Here is a 22,591-nt window from a genome sequence, read left to right on the forward strand (position 1 = left end):
TGCTCGGACAGACCCTTGACAGTGATGACGCACCGACTCGTTACGGCGTACCGGGAAGGCCGCAAGGCTTTCCCGGCGACGGTCGTGAACCCGTACGCGGGCATCGGCGATCGCGCGGTGGCGCGGATGTGGAGGCTGGGATGGCAGCGGGCCGCCGACGACAGCCGCGGCATCCCCAGCGAAGAAGAGCGCATCGCTCGGCTGGCCGCCGAGATCGATGAACTCCTGGGCTAGCCGTCTCGAGGGTCTGCTCGCTCGGCAGCGCCGCGTCATCCTCGGCATCACCGGACCGCCCGGCGCGGGCAAGACGGCGATGGCCACTCTGATCACGACATCATTCGACGACGCTGTTCACCTGCCCATGGACGGGTATCACCTCGCGGACGTGGAGCTGCAGCGGCTCGGACGGATCGACCGGAAGGGTGCGATCGACACATTCGACGGCGACGGGTATCTCGCACTGCTGCAACGCATCAGGAGCCAGGACACCGAGACCGTCTACGCACCGGCGTTCGACCGCGATATCGAGCAGCCCGTGGCGGGCAGCATTCCCGTCGCGCCGGATGCGCGGCTCATCGTCACCGAGGGCAACTATCTGTTGGAGGACGACGAGCCGTGGCCGCGGGTGCGACGCGCGCTGGACGAGGTGTGGTTCGTCGACTGTGCGCCCGAGGAGCGGCGACGACGGCTCGTCGCACGCCACATCGAATTCGGTAAGTCACTCGAGCAGGCGCAGGCCTGGGTGCGCGATGTCGACGACCGCAACGCCGAGCGGATCGAACGCGTCCGGCACACGGCGGATTTCGTCGTCTAGCGCGTCACCGCGTCGAGAGCACCGACGAAATCCGATGTCTCCCAGAGGTTGAGGAAGTTCGTCATCATCAGAAGGCGACTGCGGGCCTGTTCGTTGTCGGCGATCTGCGGATCGAAGCGGTCCTCGACGCGGTCGGGCAGTAGCCGCAGCAGGTAGGACGGAACGTCGAGCAACCAGGCCAGTCCCATGATCGCCGCGTACAGCATCAGGTGCTGTTTCACCACCGCCGACGTCAGTGCGGGCCCGCCCGCCGCCGTGAACTCCTTGACGAACACGTCGAGCAGCCCGTCGAGGTGGTCGTCCCACAGCTCGGTCTCGGCGCTGCACATCGCACCCCAGATCGCCATCGCCACATTCATCTGGCCGGCGCAGCCCCAATCCATCAGCCCGCATTCGAGATCACCGTCCCGGCGCCAGAACCATGCGTTGTCCACGTTGGCATTCCAGTGACACAGCGCCACATAGTCGGGATCCGCCGACAGCCAATCCCAGATGGCGTTCTCGTCTTCACCGAATCGCACCACCTCCAGCCTCAGCCGTGAGATGAAGTCGGGGGAGCGGAGGTTGGCAGGCAGGAGCCCGGGTTGGGCGGTCGCGAGTTCGGCGAACCGGTCGACCCGACGCTGTAGCTGTGCGACGGAGTAGGGAACGCGTTCACCCACCGATAGTCGCTTCATGTCGACCGGAAACTGGTTGATCAACTCGGCGGGCAAATGACCGGATTTGTGCGTGCCCGCGAGACGGCCGAGGGTGCCGAGAAGCGCCTCATAATGCCCGACGGGATCATGCATCGCATAGTCCATGCATTTGGCGTAGTGCGGCTCGATACCGCTTTCTCCGTAGGGAATTCGGTCCGTGATGAGCAGCCCGGTGCCCGACGGGGCGTGGTAGTCGGCGAACAGGCACGTGGGCACCACGATCGGGAACGACGGAGTGCGCGACATCAACGCGAAGCGGACTTCGAACTCCATCTGCTCGCGACCGTGGTCGCGGCCGGCGTCGTCGAAGTCGCGGGAGAACTTGGCGAAGAGGTCGGTCGGCAGGTCGGCGCCGTCATAGGCGACCGAAAGCAGTGCCTTGCGGCCGGTGCTGCCGCCGCGGAACTCCGTCAGTTCGGTGACGGCGGTGACAGCGCTGCCGGACGGCAGCGCGCCGGTGGCCCGGAACGCCGCGGAGAGGAATTGCGCGCCGCCGTTGCGCAGCGCGTCGGCATCGGCGGGCATGTCGAGGGCGAAGTAGTCACCTCGCACCCAACCCTCATCGTTCATCGGTGAGGCAACTCAGCCGACGGCGCGGCCGGCGCCCTCCCAGAACTGTGCGCGCACAGCCTTCTTGTCCGGCTTGCCCAACGCGGTCACCGGTACCGAGTCGACGATGAGCACCTGCTTGGGTGACTGCACCGAACCCTTGCGCTCCTTGACCGCGGCCTGGATCTCGGCGGTCATCGTCGCGATCGCCGCCTCGTCGGACGCGGCATCGGGGCGCAGCACGACGATCGCCGTCACCGCCTCACCCCACTTCTCGTCGGGCGTGCCGATGACGCAGACCTGGGCAACCGAAGGATGCTCTGCGACAACGTCTTCCACTTCACGCGGGAACACGTTGAAGCCGCCGGTGACGATCATGTCCTTGGTGCGGTCGACGATGTACCAGAAGCCGTCCTCGTCCTCGCGGGCCAGGTCGCCGGTGTGCATCCACCCGTCGCGGAAGGTCTCGGCCGTCGCCTCCGGCTTGTTCCAGTAGCCGCCCGACACCAGCGGACCGGACACGCAGATCTCGCCGACGTCCCCCTGGGCCACCTGATTGCCGTCGCCGTCCAGAAGCGCGGTCCGCGCGAACACCGTGGGGCGCCCGCATGACGTCAGCCGCTTCTCGTCGTGATCGCCCTTCGGCAGATAGGTGATCACCATCGGCGCCTCGGACTGGCCGTAGTACTGCGCGAAGATCGGGCCGAACCGGCGGATCGCTTCGGCCAGTCGCACGGGGTTCATCGCCGAAGCGCCGTAGTAGACGGTCTCGAGTGACGAGAGATCGCGGGTGTGCGAATCCGGATGGTCCATCAGCGCATAGATCATCGAGGGCACCAGCATGGTCGCCGTGATCTTCTGCTCCTCGATGGTCTTCAGCACCTCGGCGGGATCGAACTTGGTCAGCACGATCAGCTGGCCGCCCTTGATGATCGTCGGTACGAAGAACGCCGCACCGGCGTGGGACAGCGGTGTGCACATCAGGAATCGGGGGTTCTCCGGCCATTCCCACTCGGCGAGCTGGATCGTCGTCATCGCGGTGATGGACTGTGCCGTGCCGATCACACCCTTGGGCTTGCCGGTCGTGCCGCCGGTGTAGGCCATGCCGCCGATGTGGTCGGGCGCGAGGCTCGCGGCGACCAGAGGCTGGGGCGTGTACTTGGCCGCCTCGGCGGTCAGGTCGACAGCCGTGATGTCGCTTTCGGCCAGCGCGTCGTGCACCGGGCCGATCGTCAGGACCTGTTTGAGCCCGGGCACCTTTTCCAACAGCCCCTGCACCCGCTCGACGAACATCGGGTTTGGATCGACGATCAACGACGTGACCCCGGCATCGTTGAGGACGTAGGCGTGGTCGTCGAGAGAGCCCAGAGGGTGCAGTGCCAGACGGCGGTAGCCCTGCGTCTGCCCGGCGCCCAGGATCATCAGGACCTCCGGCCGGTTCAGCGCCAGCAGACCGGTCGTCACGCCCGTGCCTGCGCCCAAGGCCTCGAACGCCTGGATGTACTGGCTGATGCGCTCCGCCAACTGGCCGCCGGTCAGCGTCGTGTCGCCGAGGAACAAGACCGGCTTGTCTTTGTTCCGCTTCAGCGCGCCCACCGTGAGGTGGCCGGAATGGAGGGGATGGCGCAACAGATCGTCGGTCATGGCTTCAGATTAGAACGTGTTACAGATTCGGTGGCAAGCGCCGTTCGATTCGGGTACCTGGACTCAGTGGGCTCCATCGGAAGGCTGCGGGACACGATGCTGGCACTCGCCCGTGAGCGTGGCCCGTCGAAGACCATCTGCCCGTCCGACGCCGCGCGGGCCGTCGGCGGTGACAACTGGCGCGATCTCATGGGCGACGCGCGCGACATCGCGAGGGAACTCGCGAGGCGCGGCGACGTCGAGATCACTCAGAAGGGAAAGGTCCTGGACCCGGACGCGACCTGGCGCGGACCCATCAGGATCCGCGCCAGATAGGCGAACTCAGCGATTGGCGACCTTGTCGGCGTCCGCCCGGGCCTGGGCGGCGATCTTCTCGGCCAGGTCGGCCTTCCACTGGATTTCCTTTTGCACCCAGGGGTTGTCCGCAGGAAACTCCTCGGTGTCGTGCACCCGCCGCACCTCGAGCTTGACGCCCTTGCCGAGTGGCACCTTCTGCGCCCACTGCTTGGCCTCTTCCTTGGACGACACGTCGAGGATCCAGAACCCGTTGAACAGCTCCTTGGCCTCGGTGTACGGGCCGTCGGTGACCACAGGCGGGTCGGAGTTGAAATCGACGACGAAGCCCTCCTCGGGTCCCGTCAGGCCCTCACCGGCGAGCAGCACGCCGGCCTTGATGAGTTCCTCGTTGAACCGGCCCATCTCCTCGATGACCTGGTCGAAACTGATGCCCGACTCCTCGAACGCGGCCTCGGCCTCTTCGCTGGACCGCATGATCAGCATGTAGCGCGACATTGTTGTCTCCTTCTAGTGGGGAAGGGGCCCGTCCATCGTGCCCTCACTGACACGTCGAACGGCCATCCACTGAAATCGACACGGCTGACGAACTTTTTTCATCGAATTTTTCGGATGTGCAGTCAGAATCGCCGGGGCACGTCCCCGAGTTCGCGAAGCCAGCCTTTGCGTGCAGCCGGGTACCACTTGAGAGACGCAGGGACGTAGGCCCAACCCGCACGGACGCTGGCGCGGATGGCTCGATAACGCCGTTCATCGCCACGACTCCACGCAATGCCGAAGCGATCCCGGACGAATGCTGGCAACCCACCGAAGATGACCAGTCGCATCGGCGGCGCCAGCGCCGTCCGCACCGGCAGGGTGGGTAGCAACGCGTTGGTCAGGGGCCGTAGCCGCGGATGCGACGGATAGTCCGGCGATGCGCTCATATCGGGAATCGAGCGGCGGTTGATGAACTCGATCAGATAATCCGATGCCTCGTTCGGTTCGAGAACGTCATGGCAGTAGCGGTTGAATTCCCGTTCGAATGCTGCTCTGTTCGGCGGCACCACGCTGCCTGACATGCCGTAGCGCCGGTACCACTCGCAACCTTCCGAATACAGGTGCTCCCATTCGCTGTCGGTCAAGCGATGACGGTCCCAATGCAACGCGAGCCGGTCGACCATGCGCTGGAAAGTGGCATGCGCGAACCAGAAGGTTTCAGGTTGTAGAGCGTGGTAGCGATCGCCCGTTGACAGCGTGCCTTTGATCTCGCGGTGGAAGTCGCGAACGCGAAGTCCGGTTGCTTCGGCCTCTTGCCCGGCATAGACCGTCCCGAGTATCCCTGGCAGCGAGCGAAATACGCGGTCGACAGGGTCATCGAAGAAATCGGAATGGTCGATGAGCCCCTGTCCGATGGCAGGGTGCATGGTCTGCAACAACCCCGCGGTGCCACCTTCGAAGGCGATACGCATGTCACCCGCCCACCGCCAGAGCAGCGACCCCGGTCCCAGCTCGATCCGCGACCCGTCAGACGGTGAGTTGACCGACGTCATGGTTCTGCTCCCCGAAGTACTTCGCCAGCAATTCTTCGCTCGACCGCTCACCCCACCGCTCTAGATACGATCGACCCTTGCGGGTGCGCGAAAGTATCTGGTAGCGAACGCTGTTCGTGGCAAGCGTCGGGATCACCGCCCAAGGGATCGACCGGGGCAGTCCGAGATCGCGCATGCCCTCGGCTCGAAGGAAGTAGCTCAGCATGCTCAGCAGACGCGCGCGGTTGTAGGTGCCGCGCAGCCGGGACCTGTTTGGATAGTGCAGGAACTTCTGTGCCTCAACGATCGATCGCGCCAGCGGGGGACCCGCCGCGCTCACGGTGGATTGAGTGATGAGGAAGTGGTAGTTGAGCCGGTGTTGCTGAGCTTCGTTGTCGCACAACCAGTCCTCGTCGACACCCATCAACCAGCCGACGTATTTCCACATGTGCATGATCGCCCGCGATTCGGACTTCGTGACTCGAACGCCGAGAAGGCGGACACCCAACAGCAATGCGCCGTTGAACAGCCCCAAGGTGGCGGCCTGGTCGGTCTGGTTGATTGGTAAACCCCACTGGTCGATATCCCAGCGGCCGTTGGTTTCGAACTGATGGTTCACGAGCGCATGCATCAACCGGACGTGGACGGTGAGCCTGAAGCCTTCGCCCTCTCGACGCATGGCGTCGGGCTGCGATACGGCTACGGCCCACTTCTGGGTTTCGGCCAGCCGTCGTACGGTCTTGCGCCCGGTCAGGCCGCCGGTTTCCACCAAAAGGTCGGCCGGCCCACCGAATCGGTAGCCGCCGATCAACGACAACTGCAGCATCACATCGGCGGCATTGGTGCCCAGGCGTCGGTAGGCCGCCGCACCCTCGTTGATCAGATCCATGTCAACCCAGTGCGGGACCCGCTCCACCTCGGTGAAGAACTCACGTAGGGCGTGCGGGCAGTCGGGCACTGCATCGGCACCGTTTTCGAGGGCAGTCTTGAATTGGCCCATCGTCACCCGGTCGGGATCGTCTGGATCGGAGATCCGCATAGCCGCGACCAGGGCTGCTCCGAGCTCGTCACGCTGCATCAACCGTCGGCCGATCAGCTCGATCAGGTGGTCGTCGGGCCGGACCGTCCTGGTGAGCAGCGCAAGTGGACGCCCCAGGCGGCGATTGCGCTGCGGCGCTTCCATGAAGCGACGGGGGTGCGACGGCAGCGTCGTCTGTGCAACCATGGTCGGATGATGACACGAGCAATCACTCGCATTCAATTCGTCTTCTGATGGCAGCCAAGGTCGATCCCGCCCTGCGCAGGACGCCGCGACAGGAGCGATCCCGTTTGATGGTCGATCGCATCCTGGACGCGGGTCAGGAGATGCTGATCGCCCACGGCTATGACGGCGCCTCGACCAATCGCATCGCGGCGGCCGCAGGAATCAGTCCCGGCTCGCTGTACCAGTACTTTCCCAACAAAGATGCGATCGCGGCTGCCGTGATCGACCGGTACAGCGACGAACTGTCCGCGCGCGTCGCAGCGCGGGTGTCCGAGCGGCTCAGTCAGCCCGCACCCGACTACGTTCGCGAATCCATTGCCGCACTGCTTGATGCCCTCGATGTGCACCCCGAGTTTCTGCGAGCGGTGATGGAGCAGACGCCGCGACTCGGTGCGAGTAGCAAGCTCATCGCTTTCGAGCAGCGTATCGGCGAACTCACCAAGGCCTATCTGACCATCAATCAGAGACAGCTGCGCCCTGTCGGTTCGCATGACACTGCCGCTTGGATGCTGGTCCGCATGGTGGAGCACCTGTGTGTGCGCTACATCCTCGACCAGCCTCCGATCAGTCGCGACGAGTTCATCGACGAGATCACCGTTATGGCGCTGAGTTATCTGCGGCCCTGGCCGACTCCGCCGGAAGACTGCTTCTGACCTGACAGAACGCGAATTGAATGCGAGCGTCTGCTCGTGTCAGCATCTGACTGTGAATCCCGGACGTCGTTTCGCCAGTTCCACTCGGGGTAAGCGAAGTAAATATCTATGAGGACCGTTGGGTGTGCCCAAAGCCGGTCATTCGTGCACCAAAACCTCATATTACGCTAAGTGAGCGTGTCATTATGTTAACGACTATTCGCCAAGATCTTGACGTTGGCGGGTAGCCAGCCATAGCGTGTCGAGCGGTAGTGAGGGTGCTACCGAATCGTCCGACGCCGGATTGCCGGGTCGGTTATTCGAATCCGGGGGGTTCAGGTTGACTGGGCGCAAGCACATGCGACTCGGCGGCTGATCGCCTTGCCGCAAGGGGGAGGCTGGTGACCGCGCCGCCTACCGGCCGGTCGCGAGCCGGCGAATCCGGCGACGGCCTCGGAGTCATTTCCGACTGGAGCGTCGGATACGTCCAACGCCACCCGTTGGCCTCGCTGGCAACGGTCGGCGAGCAGTTCGTCCTGGGCACCCGCACACTCCAGTACTTCTTCATCGATCTCTTCACCGGTCGCTTCCAGTGGCGGGAATTCGTCCGTCAGGGCGCGTTCATGGCCGGGACGGCCGTACTGCCGACGGTGCTGGTGGCGTTGCCCATCGGTGTCACCCTGTCGATTCAGTTCGCATTGCTGGCCGGCCAGGTCGGCGCCACCTCGCTGGCCGGGGCCGCCAGCGGGCTCGCGGTCATCCGGCAGGCCGCGTCGCTGACGGCCGCGATCCTGATGGCGGCCGCCGTCGGTTCGGCCATCACCGCGGATCTCGGATCGCGGAAGATGCGGGAAGAAACCGACGCGATGGAAGTGATGGGCGTCTCGGTGATCCGGCGCCTGGTGGTGCCGCGCTTCGCTGCCGCCATCATGGTCGGCGTCGCGCTCACCGGTGTCGTCTGTTTCGTCGGGTTCCTCGCGAGCTACCTGTTCAACGTCTACTTCCAGAACGGCGCACCGGGCAGCTTCGTCGCGACCTTCGCGTCGTTTGCGACGACCGGAGACTTGGTCATCGCGTTGGTCAAGGCGGTGATCTTCGGCGCCATCGTGGCCGTGGTGTCGTGCCAGAAAGGGCTGTCCACGGTCGGCGGTCCGACCGGAGTGGCGAACTCGGTCAACGCCGCGGTCGTCGAATCGATCCTCGTGTTGATGATCGTCAACGTCGCCATCAGCCAGCTCTACATCATGATGTTCCCGCGGGTGGGTCTGTGACATGAGTGTGGCTCCGTACCGGCCGGCGGTTCTCGTACCGGTGATCAGGCTCTACCGCAGACTCAGCACTCCGGTGATCCGGCTCGGTCACATGCTGGTGTTCTTCGTCCGGGCCGTGACGGGCGTGCCGATCGCGCTGCGCCACTACCGCACGGAGTTCGTCCGATTGCTCTCCGATATCGCTTGGGGAAAAGGTTCTTTGGTGGTCGGCGGTGGCACCGCGGGCGTCGCGGTCGTCCTCGGCATGACAGTCGGCGCCCTCGTCGGCATCGAGGGGTACAACTTTCTGGACCTTCTGGGGCTGGGCCCCGCGACGGGAATCATCTCGTCGTTGGTGAACACCCGCGAGCTGGCACCGATCGCCGCGTCGCTGGCATTCGCCACTCAGGCCGGCTGCCGGTTCACCGCGCAGCTGGGATCGATGCGCATCGCCGAAGAGATCGACGCCCTGGATTCGTTGGCGATTCGCCCCATCCCGTATCTGGTGACGACGAGATTGATGGCCTCGGTGGTCGCGGTGATTCCGCTGTACGTCGCATGCCTTGCCGTCAGCTACGTGACGACGCAGGTCGTCGTCTACATCATCAGCGGCGGATCGTCGGGCTCGTACCTGCACTACTTCTCGTTGATGCTGTCCGGTCAGGACATCGTCTACTCACTGATCAAGACCGTCATCTTCGTGTGGATCTCCTCGACCGTGCAGTGCTATTACGGCTTCTACGCCAGCGGCGGGCCCGAGGGCGTGGGAGTGGCTGCCGGACATGCGATGAGGGCCAGCATCACCGTCGTGATCATGGTCAACATGCTGCTGACGATGGCGCTGTGGTCCGTCGACTCCGGCGCGAGGTTCGGGGGATAGGGCGCACATTGACGAATTCCCTTGAGCCGGACGGGCGCGGGCCCTCCAATCGTCAGTTACTCGGCTGCGGCGTGGCTGTGCTCGTTGTCGTGGCCATCGCCACTGGGACGCTGCTGGTCAAGTCGACGGGCCGGCTCGACCCGTACGTCCGTGTGGTAGCCGACCTCGTCAACGTCGGCGACGGCCTGCCGCAACGGTCCGACGTCAAATATCACGGCGTACTCGTCGGCGTGGTGGACAGCGTCACTCCGGCCGCCGACGGCAATCCCAACTTCGTGCACATCGATCTCAGACCCGAGTACGCACGATCGATTCCGGCCGGGGTCACCGCACGGGTGGTGCCGAGCAATGTGTTCGCGGTGTCCTCGGTTCAGCTCGTCGACCGCGGACCTGGGGCGGCGATCCGCGCGGGCGCACACATCCCCGAGGATGACCAGTTGCCCACGGTGCTGTTCCAGACCACCATCAGCAAGCTGCGCGACGTACTCGCCGCGACCGGGCGTGGCCGTGAGGACAAAACGGTGGGCATCCTCGCGGCGGTGAACGCCGCGACGGAGGGCAAGCGGGCCGAATTGCTCAACGCGGGTGGGCAATTGAACCGCCTGATCGATCAGCTCAATTCGATAGTGGCCACCCAACCCGATGCGACGACGGTATCCGCGCTCATCGACGCGACGCGTGGCTTGCAGGCGACAGCACCCGAGCTTCTCGACTCGCTGCATCAGGCCGTGGCACCGATGCAGACTCTCGTCGAGCAGAGTGCCCAGCTCGACGCGCTCATCTCCGGCGGCGTCCACACGCTGGGCACCACGGACACCGCGTTGAACAACCACGCCGACCGGCTGGTCAAGATCACCGGCGAGTTCACCCCGGTTCTCGGCGTGCTGGCGCAGACGTCTCACAACTTCGTCCCGGCGTTCGTCAAGCTCAATCAGTTGGCGGACAAGTTCTTCGAGAACGTGTGGATGGGCGACCGCGATATCGGCAATATGCGGATCAACCTGTCGTTCACGCCCAGCTATACCTACAGCCGGGCGGATTGCCCGCAGTACGGAGAGCTGAAGGGGCCGAGTTGCTTCACCGCGCCGCTGGTTCCGACGCGACCCGAACTGCCCGACGTATTGCTGCCGCAGAACTACCAGCCGCCCCCGGATCTGACGCCGCCACCCGGCACGGTGCTCGGTGAAGACGGCAACCTGGTCGCCGTCGGTCCGCCGTTGATCAACCCGAACCCGAGCCTGGTAGATCCGAATCCCCCACTACCGCCCTGGATGTCGCCAGCGCCGCCGGTACCGGGAACGGCAAACCCTGCGCTGGTGCCCACGCCCCCTCCACCGGTTCCGCTGTCGCCACCTGCCCCGGTGGCCCCGAAACCGTGGCAGGACCCGACGGCACCCAATTCGAGAAACGCGCCGCCTGCGCCGGTGCTGCCCGCTGAGGCTGCGCCCGCGTCCTACGGCGGAAACGTGGGGCCGGTCGGCAGCCCACAGGAACGTGCCCAACTCGGCCTCCTCACCGGGCAACCGGCGACGAGCGCCACCCAATTGCTGCTCGGCCCGCTCGCTCGCGGGACGACGGTGTCTGTTGTGCAGGAGGCGGGATGAAACACCGCGGCGCCCTGATCGGTCTGTCGTTGTTCATGATCGTGGCAGTGGCGTTGACATGGCTCGTGTATGTCACGCTGCGGCGCGACGTCGCGGGGACGACAGTGCCCTACGCGGCGGTGTTCACCGACGTGTTCGGGCTGCGCGAGGGCGACGACGTCCGGATGGCCGGAGTTCGCGTTGGCCGAGTCGAAGCCATTGAACTGCAGGGTGATCAGGCGAAGGTGTCGTTCGTCGTGCAGTCCGATCAACAGGTGCTGGGGACCACGGTTGCGTCGGTGACCTATCAGAACATCGTCGGCCAGCGCTATCTCGGTTTATCGCTCGGCAACCTGGGTGAGCCGGGCCCGTTGCCGCCGGGCAGTGTGATCCCGGTCGAACGCACTGATCCCTCCTTCGACGTGGGCACCCTCCTCAACGGCTACGAGCCACTCTTCAGCCTGCTCAACCCGCGCGACGCCGACAACCTCACCAAGGGCGTCGTCCAGTCGCTACAAGGTGACACCGGCTCAATCACCGCACTGGTGGATCAGACCTCGCAGCTGACGGACGCATTCGCGGGTCGCGATCAGGAACTCGGCGGCGTCATCACCGATCTCAACACCGTGGTGGCCAATCTGGCGAGGCACAACGAGGACCTCGACCATGTCATCACCGAAACCCGCAGCGTCGTCTCCACTTTCGATGCCAGGCGTCCAGAGCTGGTGGATTCGATGGGATCGATGGCGAAGGTGGTCCGGCAGCTGTCGTCGATCTCCGACGAGGTGTATCCGTCGCTGAACGAGCTCGTCACCCGAGAGCCGGGGTTCGCCTCACACATGGTCGGCCTCGAGCCGCAGCTGGCGTTCACCGGCGCCAATCTTCCCCTGCTGCTGAAGGGATTCGCCCGGATCACGAGCGAAGGTCCATACGCCAACGCGTATGCGTGCGACCTCAACATTCAGGGTTTCTTCCCCGGGCTCAACGACGTGATCCCGATCATCGTCGACGCGGCTTCGCCAGGACCGGGCACGCAGTACTCGCCGAAGTGCAGGAACATGGCCAATGGCTGATCAATCACCCCGGCGACGTGTACGTCGTCCGCTGGAGGACCGCAACAAGACCTGGCTGGGAATCATCGCGGTCGCGGTGGTGGCGGTTTTGATCGGGGCGATGTTGCTCGTCAAGGTCGCGAATGTGGGTTACCGCCACTACACGGCGCAGTTCCTGCAAGCGGCGGCGCTGAAAGTGGGCAATCCGATCACGATCGCAGGCATCCCTGTCGGCGAAGTCACCAGCATGGAACTGGCCGGAGACCACGTCGAGGCGGGCCTCAAGGTGCGCGACGACATACCTCTCGGTGCGCAGTCCAGCGCCTCCATCAAGATCACCACCATCCTCGGATCCCGATACCTGTCCTTGCAGCCGGCGGGGGAAGGATCGGTGCCCGACAACACCTTTGATCTGGGGCACACCGAGGTTCCCTATGATCTGCAGGAGGCACTCGCCGACGTCACCACCACGTACGAACAGGTTGACTCGGACCAGTTCGCGGAAACGCTCAGTGTCCTCGGTAAACAACTGCAAACGCTGCCACCGGTCATTCCGCAGGCACTGGCCAACACTCAGACGCTGTCCATGATCATCGCCGAGCGACGCGATCAGTTGGGTTCGCTGCTGAAAACCACTGAAACCGTGACAAATACCTTGCGCCGCCAACAGGCCACAGTGGGAAGCCTTGTCAGGCAGGGTAACTCGCTGGTCGGAGAGTTCGTCGCCAGGCGTGAGACCTTCCACGCGATGATGAGCGCGCTCACCAACCTCGTCCAAACGCTCAGCGGAATCGTGATCGACGACCGGCCTGAGTTCGAGGAGTTGCTGCGCAATGTCCACGAGCTGTCCGGCATGCTCGCAGACCACGACGACCTGCTGCGCAGCACCTTGCAATCCGGTCCGATCGCATTACGCGGCCTGGCCAACGCCAGCGGAACCGGCAATGCGGTGGGCTTCAACGCGCCCAACGGCCTGCTCGTCGACTCGTGGATGTGCGCCATCAGCGAGCGCGCCGAGCAGTTCAACATGATTCCCTACTTCCAGGACTGCAAATGAGAAGCAGAGTGCTGTTGGTCGGTGCCGTCGTCCTTGCGCTGACGCTGGTGGCAGTCGGGGTGGTGTGGACCTTCGCCAAGGACCAGCTCACCACGGTGACATTCACCGCCCAGTTCGACAGTGCTGCCGGGCTTTACGAGAACAACACCGTTGCGGTGCTCGGCATGCCGGTCGGCAAGGTCACCAAGATCACGCCAAAGGGTGGATACGTCGAAGTCGAGTTCACCGTGGACAAGGACGTCAAGGTACCCGCCGATGCCCAGGCGGTGACGATCTCCAATTCGATTCTCACCGATCGCCAGATCGAGCTGACGCCGCCGTATCGTGGAGGCCCGACATTGCAGAACGGCGACACCATCGGGCTGAGTCGGACGAAGACTCCCGTCGAGTTCGCGCGAGTGCTCGACGTTATCGACAAGCTGTCGGTTTCGCTGCGCGGTGACGGTAAGGGCAACGGTCCGGTCGCGGACCTCGTGAATGCCAGTGCCGCCATCGCGGACGGCAACGGTCAGCAGATGAAGGACTCGCTCGGCGAACTGTCGAATGCCCTGCGCCTCAGCGCCGACGGCGGTGCAGTGACACGCGATCAGCTGACAACGATCGTGCGAAACGTCAGCTCACTGCTCGACGCGGCGACCACCAACGACGCGACGCTGAGGGACTTCGGCTCGAATGTCCGCGTGCTCAGCCAGGTTCTGGCCGACGAGGACCTCGGAAGCGGGACAACCGGGAAGAAACTGAACGAGGTGCTCGTGCAGGCGGGCGAGGTGCTCGCGGCGAACCGCGAAGCCATCAAGGGCATCGTCGAAAACGCCAACACCGTGTCAGGCACGACCGTCGATCATCAGCGGGATCTGGCTGAGTTCCTTGATCTGGCGCCGATGACACTGGACAACCTCTACAACATCGTCGACCAGAACAACGGTGCTGTCCGGGTCAAGGTGCTCACCGACCGCGTGCTCTTCGACACGCAGACGATCAAGGAAGTCTGCAACATGATGGGCTTGCGCCAGTTGGGGTGCAGCACGGGCACACTGCAGGACTTCGGACCGGACTACGGCCTGACCTACATGCTCGATGGGCTCGCTGCGATGGGGCAGAAGTGAAGGCCGGTCCACGGGTCACCGCGCTGGCTGTCGCCGTGTGTCTGACCGTATCCAGTTGTGCTTCTGAAGGTTTGGCCAGCCTGCCGCTGCCCGCACCTGGGGCGGGCTCGGGTGGCTACACGCTGACGGCGGTGTTCTCCAACGCGCTGAACCTGCCCGCCAACGCGAAGGTGAAGCTGGCGGGCGCCGACGTCGGCCAACTCGAAAAGATGGTGGCCCGCAACTACACCGCGGTGACGACGTTGCGCATCATGGACGGGGTCCAGCTTCCGGCGGGCAGCACCGCCGAGCTGCGGTCTGCGACTCCGCTGGGTGATGTGTTCATCGCCGTCAAGCCGCCGAATCCGCCACGACCCGGTGCGTCACTTCTGAAGAACGGCGACACCATCGCACTGGACTCCACAACCGCGGCCGCGACTGTCGAGTCGGTGCTCGGCTCGGCGGCGATCCTCGTCAACGGCGGTGCGGTGCGGAACTTCACCAACATCGTCAACGGCCTCGGCAAGGCGACCGGCGATCAGGGGTCGGCGTTCGGCACGCTCATCAGCAAGACGAACCACACGCTCGGCAAGCTCAACGCGCGGTCGGACCAGATCGCCGACGCTATGACCGAAACGTCGCGACTCGTCGACGCCATCGAGGCGAAGAACCAGATCATCTCCGATGTCATGGCCGAGGCGCGTCCCGCGACCGACACGCTGGCCGCTCACACCAGTCAAATCGCCGACCTCGTTGTGCAGGCCGGCGACGTTTCCGCTCAGCTGCGTAAGTTCCCGTCCATCGCGGGCACCGACACGAGTGGCCGCAGCGTCATCGCCGACGCCAACGAGGTCGCGCGGGCGTGGAACGACGTGGCGCTCACTCCCGACGCGACGCTCTACGCGCTGAACCGGCTGATGCCGCCGTTCGTCAAGTCGACCACCAGTAACGCCATCGCGGTCAATGCCAGCGTCGACCGGCTGGTCCTTGGGTCGATCCCGGACATCGGCTTCGCCGGTGACCCAGGGCTGCACGGCCCTAAGCGGTACAACTGGCACCAGCTTGTCGGGTCGGTGCAGTACACGCTCTACCGGCTGCAGGAACGGATCGTCGGCAAGGGACCCGGTGTCCCACAGGTGCCGGTGGTGCCCAGCCCGACCGAACCGGGAGAGGTCGTGGTCGTCCCTCCCGCACCGGCGCCGCCACCACCGGCAGAGGCGCCACGATGATCGCCGCGGTCGCCGACCGCTTTGTTGCCGTGGTGCGCGCGGGTCACCGCAGGCGGGCATGGTTGTCGGCGGGTGCCCTCATCCTGACGTTGGTCGTGGCCGTCGGCTATCTGTTTTTCGCTGCGCTGCAGGTGAATCCACTGGCGTCGACCTACCGGGTGACCATCGAACTCCCGGAATCCGCGGGACTGCTCCCCAATCAGGACGTCACACTGCGTGGCGTACGGATCGGTCGGGTGGACAGGCTCGACATCACGCCCTCCGGCGTCAACGCCGTCGTCAACGTCAACTCGTCCGTCCCGATCCCGCAGTCCAGTGACGTACGCGTATCAGGGCTTTCGCCGGCAGGCGAGCAGTACATCGACTTCGTGGCGCAGAGCAATGACGGCCCCTATCTCCACGACGGCAGCAGCATCGCCCAGGGCAGGGCCACCGTGCCCGTCAGCCTGGCGGAGTTGCTCGCCGACGCCGACGGTGCGCTGGCCCAGATCGACCCGGCCAAGATCGAGCTGATCAAAGCTGAACTGAGCCTCAGCAAGGACGGACCGCGCAAGCTGGCCGACATCATCAAAGGCGGCACGTTCCTGCTGTCCACCCTCGACTCGGTGCTGCCGGAGACCACCAGCATCCTGCGAAACGGTCGCACGGTGTTCACCCTCGTCGCCGACAAGAGCGCCGGAATCGACGTCGCCGCAGGCAATCTAAACGAGAGCTTCACCGGCATCACCAATATGCGCGACGGCTACCGCAGGCTCACCAACGAGGCGCCACAAACGTTGTCGGACGTCGACGCGTTGTTCGCCGACAACTCCGACACCATGGTGCAATTGCTCGGCAACCTGACGACCACGTCGCGACTGCTCTACCTTCGGGTGCCCGCACTGAACGCCTTGTTCCCGACCTACCGCACATCGCTACTGGATGCGATCGGCAGCACCATGCACGATCACGGACTGTGGGCGACGGGGGACATCTACCCGCAGTACGCCTGCGACTACGGAACGCCTCGACGGCCACCGTCGTCGGCCGACTATCCGGAACCGTTCATGTATACGTACTGCCGCGACGACCACCCGGGGGTGATGGTCCGCGGAGCGAAGAACGCGCCGCGCCCCGCCGACGACGACACCGCGGGCCCGCCTCCCGGCGCCGACCTCGGCCGCCAGACCGACCCGACGCCCAAGGGCCGCTTCACGATTCCGACCCCCTACGGCGGGCCCACCCTGCCCATCGAGCCACCGCGTTGAATTACCCAGAAGGAGATGACCATGTCCGTGACGACCGATAAAGACACCGATACCGACACCGCTGACGAACTGGAAGCGGATCAAGCAGTCGAGGATGCCGATGAGGACATCGACGCCGGCACCGACGACTCTGAGAGCACCGAGGACATCGAGGACACCAAGGACCGGCGGTGGCCACGTCGACTGCGGATCGGCGCTGTCGTGGCGATCCTCATTGCCGCACTGGGTAGTTCGGGATTTCTGGGGTGGCAACTCTGGCAGGACCGGCAGGTCGAACAGGCGAGCCATGAAGCCCAGGAAGCGGCCGTCGCATATGCGGGAATCCTGACCAGCATCGACTCGAACAGGGTCGACGAGAACTTCGCCCAGGTCCTCGACGGCTCGACCGGCGAGTTCAAAGACATGTACTCACAATCCAGCGTGCAGTTGCGCCAACTGCTCGTCGACAACAAGGCGAACGCACATGGTGTCGTCCTCGATTCAGCCGTGCAGTCCGCGTCCAAGGACAAGGTCGTCGTGCTGCTGTTCGTCGACCAGTCGGTGTCCAACACCAGCGTTCCGGATCCGCGGGTCGACCGCAGCAGGATCAAGATGACGATGGAATACGTCGACGGTCGTTGGCGGGCAAGCAAAGTAGAGCTGCCGTGATCCTGCGCTCCGCCATCGCGGGTCTCGCGGCACTCGCGTCGGTGGTCTGCATCGCACCCACCGCGTCGGCGTCAGCGCCGGACTTGTGTGGTGAGCTGGGCGGTCAGTGGGACGGGCAGTTCTGCAGCACGTCGGTGGAATCGGAGCGCAAGGCGGTTCGCAACATCAAGATGGCGTTGCCCGGCGATCTGGTGGAGAACCCCACCATCCGGGAGTACCTGACCACCCTGATGAACAATTGGCGTACGGCCGCCGCCAAGATGGTCCAAAACAGCTTCGGCGAGGAGCAGTTCCAGATCTTCCAGCACGGCGACGCGATGACGGTCGTCTTCCACGAGATGTACTCGGGCACCGTCGGTACCGACGCCCTCGCGCACCCGAACGCGCCCATCATCAGCGACGCCTACCGCACGTTCACCTTCGCGGGCGGGCGTCAGTTGAAGCTGGCCGACCTGTTCAAACCGGGAGTCGACCACGGGGCCGAGATCGCGCGTCTAGGTGCGCCGTTCATCGTCACGGCCCTCGATGCGGCGCCGCCGCCACACCAACCTGGCACCTATCCGTTCACTCCGGACCGCTGGAGCCCGGACAAGGTGTACTCCGGCGGCTACCGGGCCTGGGCGCTGAGCGGGGACGAGCTGATCTTGTATCTGCCGGATTACCCTGTCGGACACGACACTCCGCTCGACTACACGCCAGGGCATATGCAGTGGCCGATGGACGGCGGCACCGTGCAGGTGCACATCCCGCTCGCCGCGCTAAGCCCGATCCTGCGTCCCGAGTTCGGCGGAGCCTGAGCAGAAATTCCCACCGCCGCAATCGCGCACCGCCATACTGGGCGGATGCCCGCTGCGGATCTCGTGCTCATCGGAACTGTCGTCACCGTCAACGAATCACAGCCCACCGCCGAAGCGCTCGCCGTGACCGACGGCCGCATCGTCGCGGTCGGCACACGGTCGGAGGTCGACACCTGGATCGGCCCCGACACCAAGACCGTGGACCTCGGTGAGGCGTGTGTGATGCCCGGCCTCGTCGAGGCGCACGGCCACCCGTTGATGGAGGCCATCGTGCTGTCCGACCGCATGGTCGACATCCGCCCTGTCACGTTGCCCGACGCCGACGACGTCATCAAGGCGATCGAGGCGGAGGTCGCCAGGCGCGGGGCCGACGGCGCCTACCTCAACGGCTGGGATGCGTTGTTGCAGGAGGGGCTGCCCGACCCGACACTCGCGTGGCTCGACGGCGTCGCCCCCGACACCGCGCTGGTGATCGTGCACAACTCCGGGCACAAGGCCTACTTCAACTCCGCGGCCGCCGCACGCGTCGGCCTGACCCGCGACACTCCCGATCCCAAAGGCGCGTCCTACGGTCGCGATGCGAACGGCGACCTCAACGGCATCGCCCAGGAGATCCAGGCCGTCTTCCCCTTGCTGAGCGGCGCGATTCAGCCCAGTGAATACCCCGCCATGCTGCGCGAGGAATTGGCCCGGCTGAATCGGGCCGGGCTGACGACGTGTTCGGAGATGGCGTTCGATCCGCTCTTCCGATCGATGGTCGAGCAGATGCATGCCGACCTGACGGTGCGGCTGCGCGTTTACGAGATGTCCACCGCCGCGATGACCACCGACATGGTGCCCGACAACGGCGACGACATGTTCCGCCAGGCCGGCATCAAGATCTGGGTCGACGGGTCACCGTGGATCGGCAACATCGACCTGTCGTTCCCGTATCTGGACACCGCGGCGACCCGCAGCATCGGCATCCCCAAGGGTTCGTGCGGCTGCGCGAACTACACCCGCGAGCAGCTGACCGAGATCGTCGGCGCCTATTTCCCGAAGGGCTGGCAGATGGCCTGCCACGTCCAGGGCGACGCGGGTGCCGACACCATCCTGGACGTCTACGAGGAAGCCCTGCGCCAACATCCCCGCGACGATCACCGACTGCGGCTGGAACACGTCGGCGCGATCCGCGACGACCAACTGCAGCGCGCCCATGATCTCGGCGTCACCTGCAGCCTGTTCGTCGACCAGATCCACTACTGGGGTGACATCGTCGTCGACGGCCTGTTCGGGCCCGAGCGCGGCAACCGCTGGATGCCGTGCGGTTCGGCGGTGGCCACGGGCATGCGGATCTCGCTGCACAACGACCCGCCCGTCACGCCCGAGGAGCCGCTGCGCAACATCAGCGTGGCCGTGACCCGTACCGCGCCCAGCGGCCGCGTGATCGGTCCGGAGCAGCGGATCACGGTCGATCAGGCCATCCGCGCGCAGACCATCGACGCGGCCTGGCAGCTGCACTCCGACGATGTGATCGGTTCGCTGGAGGTCGGCAAGTACGCCGACATGGTCGTGTTGTCGGCCGACCCGCGATCGGTACCGCCGGAAACGATCGCTGATCTCGAGGTACGCGCGACATACCTGGCTGGGCGACAGGTTTATCCGAAAGGCAACTGACACCGCGCCGGCGCTGACTACGCTCGTGGCATGTCTGACCTGGCTGATCCCCGCTTCCTCGACGACCGCACCGCCCATTGGGCCGAAACCAAACCGGATGACGAGGCCTTCGATTACCTCGACCGATCGTGGACGTGGGCGGAGTGGAACGACCGCGTGCGCCGGCTGGCGGGTGCGCTGAAGGAGCGCGGGATCAAGCGCGGCGATGTGGTGGCGTTCCTCGACAAGAATCACCCTGCCTGCGTGGAGATGACGTTCGCCGCGGCCTCGCTGGGCGCGGCAACCGCGATCATCAACTTTCGGCTCGCCGCCTCTGAACTCGACTATGTGCTCAACGACTCCGGCGCCAAGGTGCTGATCGTGGGCAAGGACCTCAAGGACAACATCGACAAGATCCGCGACAAGCTCACCCATGTCGAGCACGTCATCGAGGTCACGCCTGAAGGTGGTGAGGCCGACGAGTACGAGGCGATGCTGGCAGCCGCTACCGCAACCGGGCGAGCGGATGATGTCGAACCCGACGACGTCGCGATCATCATGTATTCGTCAGGCACGACAGGCCAGCCCAAGGGTGTGCAGCTGACTCAGGCGAACCTCATTGCGCACACGCTGAATGCACACGAGGGGTTCGAGTTCGACGAGGGTGACAAGAACATGGTGTCGATGCCGCTGTTCCACGTCGGCGGCTCATCCTATGTGCAGTTCGGAATCCACGACGGCTTCCCCAGCGTGATGACCCGCGAGGTCGACGGTGCGTCACTGGCCGGCGCAATTCTCAAGGGCGCCAACAGAACCTTCCTGGTTCCCGCGGTACTGGCCAAGGTGCTCGATTCCGGTGAGGATGCCGTCAAGCTGTTCGGTTCGCTCAAGACGTTCGCCTATGGCGCGTCGCCGATGCCGCTGCCGTTGTTGCGTCGGGCGCTGGAGGCGTGGCCCAACACGGATTTCATGCAGGCATACGGCTTGACCGAATTGTGTGGCGTCATCAGCCATCTGCTTCCCGAGGCCCACCGTGACCCCGGCAAGGAGGAGCGGCTGTCCAGCGCGGGGACGCTGGTTCCGAACGCTGAGGTGCGGGTGGTCGACCCCGACTCCCTCGAAGAAGTGCCGGAGGGCGAGCAGGGCGAATTGTGGTTCCGCTCACCGCAGTTGATGAAGGGCTATCACAACAAGCCCGAGGCGACGGAGGAGTCGATCACCAAGGACGGCTGGTTCCGCACCGGTGACATCGGTCGCGTCGACGACGGCGGCTACATCTTCGTCGAGGACCGGCTGAAGGACATGATCATCTCCGGTGGTGAGAACATCTACTCCATCGAGGTGGAACGGGCGCTCGCCGAGCATCCCGCGGTGGTTGATGTCGCGATCATCGGAATACCCGACGACAAGTGGGGCGAGGTGGTCAAAGCCGTTGTCCAGCTTGAGGGTGAAGCCACCGAAGCCGAACTGATCGCCTTCGCCAGAGAACGGCTGGCCGCGTACAAATGCCCCAAATCCGTCGACTTCCACGATGAGTTACCGCGGAACCCGACCGGAAAGGTCCTCAAGAAGGATCTGCGCAAGCAGTACTCGTAAGGCGCGACGGCCTAGGTCTGTGGCTTAACCGGGATCGCGATCTCGTTGCGCCGGCGGAACGGCAGTGTCCACGGCGGATCGAAGAACCACGCGGTCGGCGGCCCCGTCGATTCGACGTCGTTGTCGCGCAGGACTTTTTGCAGGTCGTCAGTTTTGGCGGCGACGGCTGCCGGGCTGCGGTCACCGGTGAAGCGCAGGACGGCGTAGACCGCGGCGGGAACTTCGACCAGCTCGACGCGCTCGTCGTCTGGTTTCGGCAATGTCTCCATCGTCCATTTGGATGGCATGAAAAAGCGTATCGCCGAGCGGTTCTCGCCGTCGGGGACCTGCGCGACGGGTGCGGTCATCGCGATGCGATCACCTGAGTCCTGGCCGACGGGCGCAGTCATGGAGATCGACTCGTTGCGGTGGTTGGCACCGAAGATGTAGCCCGCCAGTCGGCGGAAGCCGATGTTGCGGGCCCGTTCGTCGTCGGCGACGACCGTCGTTTGCGCGGCGATGCGAGGGCCGTACCGCCGAATCTCCACCCCGTCGGTCAGCTTGGTCGCCAGGTAGTGGGGTTCCTCGGTGCCGAAGCGGATGCCGACGATCGACAAGAGCGATTCGGCGACCTGGCCGGGAATCTCGATGAGTCGCATCAGCGGTTCAGCGCCCAGATGTGAGTGGACAGCGCGGTCGCGAATGCGCACCAGGCCGGATAGGCGGCCAGAGGTGCGGCCTTGGCTCCCTGCACGGCGATCGATCGCCTGGTCAGGTCGGCACTGCTGACTGTCAGCGCGGCTGCGGCGATCGCGGAGGTCCCGAGCCGTCGCTGGTTGAAGAACAGCCACGACCAACTGCCGTTGAGCACCAGATTCGTCACCAGCGCGACGATGTAGGCGCGTCGCTGCCGATTCTCCCCGCGTGCCTCGAGATGATCCAGCGTGGTCGCCGAGGTGACGGCGATATCCGCGTACAGCACCGGCCATACGATCGGAAAGGCTTGTCGCGGCGGCTGATACGGCGGTTTCTTCAGCTTCTCGTACCATGCTGATTGCGCCGGACGGCTTGCCAGGCCACCGAGTACAGCGGTGGCCGTCACCGCGAGGGCGGTCGGTAACAACGTTCGGATCTGCACGCCCGGCTC

Annotated in this window: 23 protein-coding genes; 16 read left to right on the forward strand and 7 right to left on the reverse strand. The window is 64.8% G+C overall.

Features of this window, described 5'->3' with window-relative positions:
- The first annotated feature begins 24 nt into the window (after positions 1-24).
- Together AB4Z42_RS01655 and AB4Z42_RS01660 are read left to right on the forward strand one after the other, a co-directional pair.
- Entirely contained in the window at positions 25-234 is a 210-nt protein-coding gene (locus AB4Z42_RS01655) for a ribosome modulation factor (protein ID WP_442007379.1), read from the forward strand.
- Complete coding sequence (locus AB4Z42_RS01660) at positions 218-814, forward strand: nucleoside/nucleotide kinase family protein (RefSeq protein WP_442007380.1); 597 nt, start codon at positions 218-220, stop codon at positions 812-814. Before AB4Z42_RS01655 ends, AB4Z42_RS01660 begins: the two co-directional genes overlap by 17 nt.
- On the opposite strand, the gene AB4Z42_RS01665 is transcribed toward AB4Z42_RS01660, so the two are convergent.
- Positions 811-2,082, reverse strand: a complete 1,272-nt coding sequence (locus AB4Z42_RS01665; protein WP_442007381.1) for a hypothetical protein — start codon at positions 2,080-2,082, stop codon at positions 811-813. The two genes, AB4Z42_RS01660 and AB4Z42_RS01665, sit on opposite strands and share 4 nt — an antisense overlap.
- A 12-nt stretch (positions 2,083-2,094) precedes the next feature.
- Complete coding sequence (gene fadD8, locus AB4Z42_RS01670) at positions 2,095-3,705, reverse strand: fatty-acid--CoA ligase FadD8 (RefSeq protein ID WP_442007382.1); 1,611 nt, start codon at positions 3,703-3,705, stop codon at positions 2,095-2,097.
- A gap of 75 nt (positions 3,706-3,780) precedes the next feature.
- Between fadD8 and AB4Z42_RS01675 the strand changes: the two genes are divergently transcribed.
- Positions 3,781-4,020: a DUF3253 domain-containing protein gene (locus AB4Z42_RS01675; protein ID WP_442008082.1), complete on the forward strand. Its 240-nt coding sequence runs from the start codon at positions 3,781-3,783 to the stop codon at positions 4,018-4,020.
- A 6-nt stretch (positions 4,021-4,026) separates the two neighbouring features.
- On the opposite strand, the gene AB4Z42_RS01680 is transcribed toward AB4Z42_RS01675, so the two are convergent.
- From AB4Z42_RS01680 to AB4Z42_RS01690, 3 genes are all read right to left on the reverse strand, one after another.
- Positions 4,027-4,497, reverse strand: a complete 471-nt coding sequence (locus AB4Z42_RS01680) for a YciI family protein (protein ID WP_442007383.1) — start codon at positions 4,495-4,497, stop codon at positions 4,027-4,029.
- Positions 4,498-4,619: 122 nt separating this feature from the next.
- The gene (locus tag AB4Z42_RS01685; protein WP_442007384.1) at positions 4,620-5,531 is read right to left on the reverse strand and encodes an oxygenase MpaB family protein; all 912 of its coding nucleotides are present in this window, start codon (positions 5,529-5,531) and stop codon (positions 4,620-4,622) included.
- The gene (locus AB4Z42_RS01690) at positions 5,506-6,735 is read right to left on the reverse strand and encodes an oxygenase MpaB family protein (RefSeq protein WP_442007385.1); all 1,230 of its coding nucleotides are present in this window, start codon (positions 6,733-6,735) and stop codon (positions 5,506-5,508) included. The genes AB4Z42_RS01685 and AB4Z42_RS01690 overlap by 26 nt, the downstream gene beginning before the upstream one ends.
- Positions 6,736-6,782: 47 nt before the next feature.
- Here AB4Z42_RS01690 and AB4Z42_RS01695 point away from each other — a divergent pair, with 47 nt between their 5' ends.
- The 13 genes from AB4Z42_RS01695 to AB4Z42_RS01755 all read left to right on the forward strand — a co-directional run bounded on the left by AB4Z42_RS01695 (position 6,783) and on the right by AB4Z42_RS01755 (position 21,465).
- On the forward strand, positions 6,783-7,427 hold the full coding sequence (locus AB4Z42_RS01695; protein WP_442007386.1) for a TetR/AcrR family transcriptional regulator: 645 nt from the start codon (positions 6,783-6,785) through the stop codon (positions 7,425-7,427).
- A 440-nt stretch (positions 7,428-7,867) separates the two neighbouring features.
- Entirely contained in the window at positions 7,868-8,677 is an 810-nt protein-coding gene (locus AB4Z42_RS01700) for an MlaE family ABC transporter permease (protein ID WP_442008083.1), read from the forward strand.
- Position 8,678: 1 nt separating this feature from the next.
- The gene (locus AB4Z42_RS01705) at positions 8,679-9,536 is read left to right on the forward strand and encodes an MlaE family ABC transporter permease (protein ID WP_442007387.1); all 858 of its coding nucleotides are present in this window, start codon (positions 8,679-8,681) and stop codon (positions 9,534-9,536) included.
- A gap of 8 nt (positions 9,537-9,544) precedes the next feature.
- On the forward strand, positions 9,545-11,140 hold the full coding sequence (locus tag AB4Z42_RS01710) for an MCE family protein (protein WP_442007388.1): 1,596 nt from the start codon (positions 9,545-9,547) through the stop codon (positions 11,138-11,140).
- Complete coding sequence (locus AB4Z42_RS01715) at positions 11,137-12,192, forward strand: MCE family protein (RefSeq protein WP_442007389.1); 1,056 nt, start codon at positions 11,137-11,139, stop codon at positions 12,190-12,192. Before AB4Z42_RS01710 ends, AB4Z42_RS01715 begins: the two co-directional genes overlap by 4 nt.
- The gene (locus tag AB4Z42_RS01720) at positions 12,185-13,228 is read left to right on the forward strand and encodes an MlaD family protein (protein ID WP_442007390.1); all 1,044 of its coding nucleotides are present in this window, start codon (positions 12,185-12,187) and stop codon (positions 13,226-13,228) included. The genes AB4Z42_RS01715 and AB4Z42_RS01720 overlap by 8 nt, the downstream gene beginning before the upstream one ends.
- A complete protein-coding gene (locus AB4Z42_RS01725) occupies positions 13,225-14,334 on the forward strand; it encodes an MCE family protein (RefSeq protein ID WP_442007391.1) in 1,110 nt (369 codons plus the stop codon). Before AB4Z42_RS01720 ends, AB4Z42_RS01725 begins: the two co-directional genes overlap by 4 nt.
- On the forward strand, positions 14,331-15,542 hold the full coding sequence (locus tag AB4Z42_RS01730; RefSeq protein WP_442007392.1) for an MlaD family protein: 1,212 nt from the start codon (positions 14,331-14,333) through the stop codon (positions 15,540-15,542). The genes AB4Z42_RS01725 and AB4Z42_RS01730 overlap by 4 nt, the downstream gene beginning before the upstream one ends.
- Positions 15,539-16,789, forward strand: coding sequence for an MlaD family protein (locus AB4Z42_RS01735; RefSeq protein WP_442007393.1), 1,251 nt, complete (start codon positions 15,539-15,541; stop codon positions 16,787-16,789). The genes AB4Z42_RS01730 and AB4Z42_RS01735 overlap by 4 nt, the downstream gene beginning before the upstream one ends.
- 15 nt (positions 16,790-16,804) lie before the next feature.
- Positions 16,805-17,437 (forward strand): DUF3329 domain-containing protein, encoded by a 633-nt coding sequence (locus AB4Z42_RS01740; RefSeq protein ID WP_442007394.1) that lies wholly within the window; start codon positions 16,805-16,807, stop codon positions 17,435-17,437.
- Entirely contained in the window at positions 17,437-18,234 is a 798-nt protein-coding gene (locus AB4Z42_RS01745) for a mannan-binding protein (RefSeq protein ID WP_442008084.1), read from the forward strand. Before AB4Z42_RS01740 ends, AB4Z42_RS01745 begins: the two co-directional genes overlap by 1 nt.
- Positions 18,235-18,279: 45 nt before the next feature.
- The gene (locus AB4Z42_RS01750; protein ID WP_442007395.1) at positions 18,280-19,890 is read left to right on the forward strand and encodes an amidohydrolase; all 1,611 of its coding nucleotides are present in this window, start codon (positions 18,280-18,282) and stop codon (positions 19,888-19,890) included.
- A 30-nt stretch (positions 19,891-19,920) separates the two neighbouring features.
- On the forward strand, positions 19,921-21,465 hold the full coding sequence (locus AB4Z42_RS01755) for a long-chain-fatty-acid--CoA ligase (RefSeq protein ID WP_442007396.1): 1,545 nt from the start codon (positions 19,921-19,923) through the stop codon (positions 21,463-21,465).
- Positions 21,466-21,476: 11 nt separating this feature from the next.
- Here the strand turns inward: AB4Z42_RS01755 and AB4Z42_RS01760 are convergent, their stop codons facing one another.
- Together AB4Z42_RS01760 and AB4Z42_RS01765 are read right to left on the reverse strand one after the other, a co-directional pair.
- Positions 21,477-22,103, reverse strand: a complete 627-nt coding sequence (locus AB4Z42_RS01760; protein WP_442007397.1) for an SOUL family heme-binding protein — start codon at positions 22,101-22,103, stop codon at positions 21,477-21,479.
- A complete protein-coding gene (locus tag AB4Z42_RS01765) occupies positions 22,103-22,582 on the reverse strand; it encodes a TspO/MBR family protein (protein ID WP_442007398.1) in 480 nt (159 codons plus the stop codon). Before AB4Z42_RS01765 ends, AB4Z42_RS01760 begins: the two co-directional genes overlap by 1 nt.
- Between the last annotated feature and the right edge of the window lie 9 nt (positions 22,583-22,591).

The organism is Mycobacterium sp. 2YAF39 (assembly GCF_052114565.1).
Lineage (GTDB): Bacteria > Actinomycetota > Actinomycetes > Mycobacteriales > Mycobacteriaceae > Mycobacterium.

Coding starts and splice junctions, on each gene's coding strand:
- AB4Z42_RS01655 (WP_442007379.1), top strand. CDS start 25: ATGACGCACCGACTCGTTACGGCGTACCGGGAAGGCCGCAAGGCTTTC.
- AB4Z42_RS01660 (WP_442007380.1), top strand. CDS start 218: ATGAACTCCTGGGCTAGCCGTCTCGAGGGTCTGCTCGCTCGGCAGCGC.
- AB4Z42_RS01665 (WP_442007381.1), bottom strand. CDS start 2,082: ATGAACGATGAGGGTTGGGTGCGAGGTGACTACTTCGCCCTCGACATG.
- fadD8 (WP_442007382.1), bottom strand. CDS start 3,705: ATGACCGACGATCTGTTGCGCCATCCCCTCCATTCCGGCCACCTCACG.
- AB4Z42_RS01680 (WP_442007383.1), bottom strand. CDS start 4,497: ATGTCGCGCTACATGCTGATCATGCGGTCCAGCGAAGAGGCCGAGGCC.
- AB4Z42_RS01685 (WP_442007384.1), bottom strand. CDS start 5,531: ATGACGTCGGTCAACTCACCGTCTGACGGGTCGCGGATCGAGCTGGGA.
- AB4Z42_RS01690 (WP_442007385.1), bottom strand. CDS start 6,735: ATGGTTGCACAGACGACGCTGCCGTCGCACCCCCGTCGCTTCATGGAA.
- AB4Z42_RS01695 (WP_442007386.1), top strand. CDS start 6,783: ATGGCAGCCAAGGTCGATCCCGCCCTGCGCAGGACGCCGCGACAGGAG.
- AB4Z42_RS01705 (WP_442007387.1), top strand. CDS start 8,679: ATGAGTGTGGCTCCGTACCGGCCGGCGGTTCTCGTACCGGTGATCAGG.
- AB4Z42_RS01715 (WP_442007389.1), top strand. CDS start 11,137: ATGAAACACCGCGGCGCCCTGATCGGTCTGTCGTTGTTCATGATCGTG.
- AB4Z42_RS01720 (WP_442007390.1), top strand. CDS start 12,185: ATGGCTGATCAATCACCCCGGCGACGTGTACGTCGTCCGCTGGAGGAC.
- AB4Z42_RS01725 (WP_442007391.1), top strand. CDS start 13,225: ATGAGAAGCAGAGTGCTGTTGGTCGGTGCCGTCGTCCTTGCGCTGACG.
- AB4Z42_RS01735 (WP_442007393.1), top strand. CDS start 15,539: ATGATCGCCGCGGTCGCCGACCGCTTTGTTGCCGTGGTGCGCGCGGGT.
- AB4Z42_RS01740 (WP_442007394.1), top strand. CDS start 16,805: ATGACCATGTCCGTGACGACCGATAAAGACACCGATACCGACACCGCT.
- AB4Z42_RS01750 (WP_442007395.1), top strand. CDS start 18,280: ATGCCCGCTGCGGATCTCGTGCTCATCGGAACTGTCGTCACCGTCAAC.
- AB4Z42_RS01755 (WP_442007396.1), top strand. CDS start 19,921: ATGTCTGACCTGGCTGATCCCCGCTTCCTCGACGACCGCACCGCCCAT.
- AB4Z42_RS01760 (WP_442007397.1), bottom strand. CDS start 22,103: ATGCGACTCATCGAGATTCCCGGCCAGGTCGCCGAATCGCTCTTGTCG.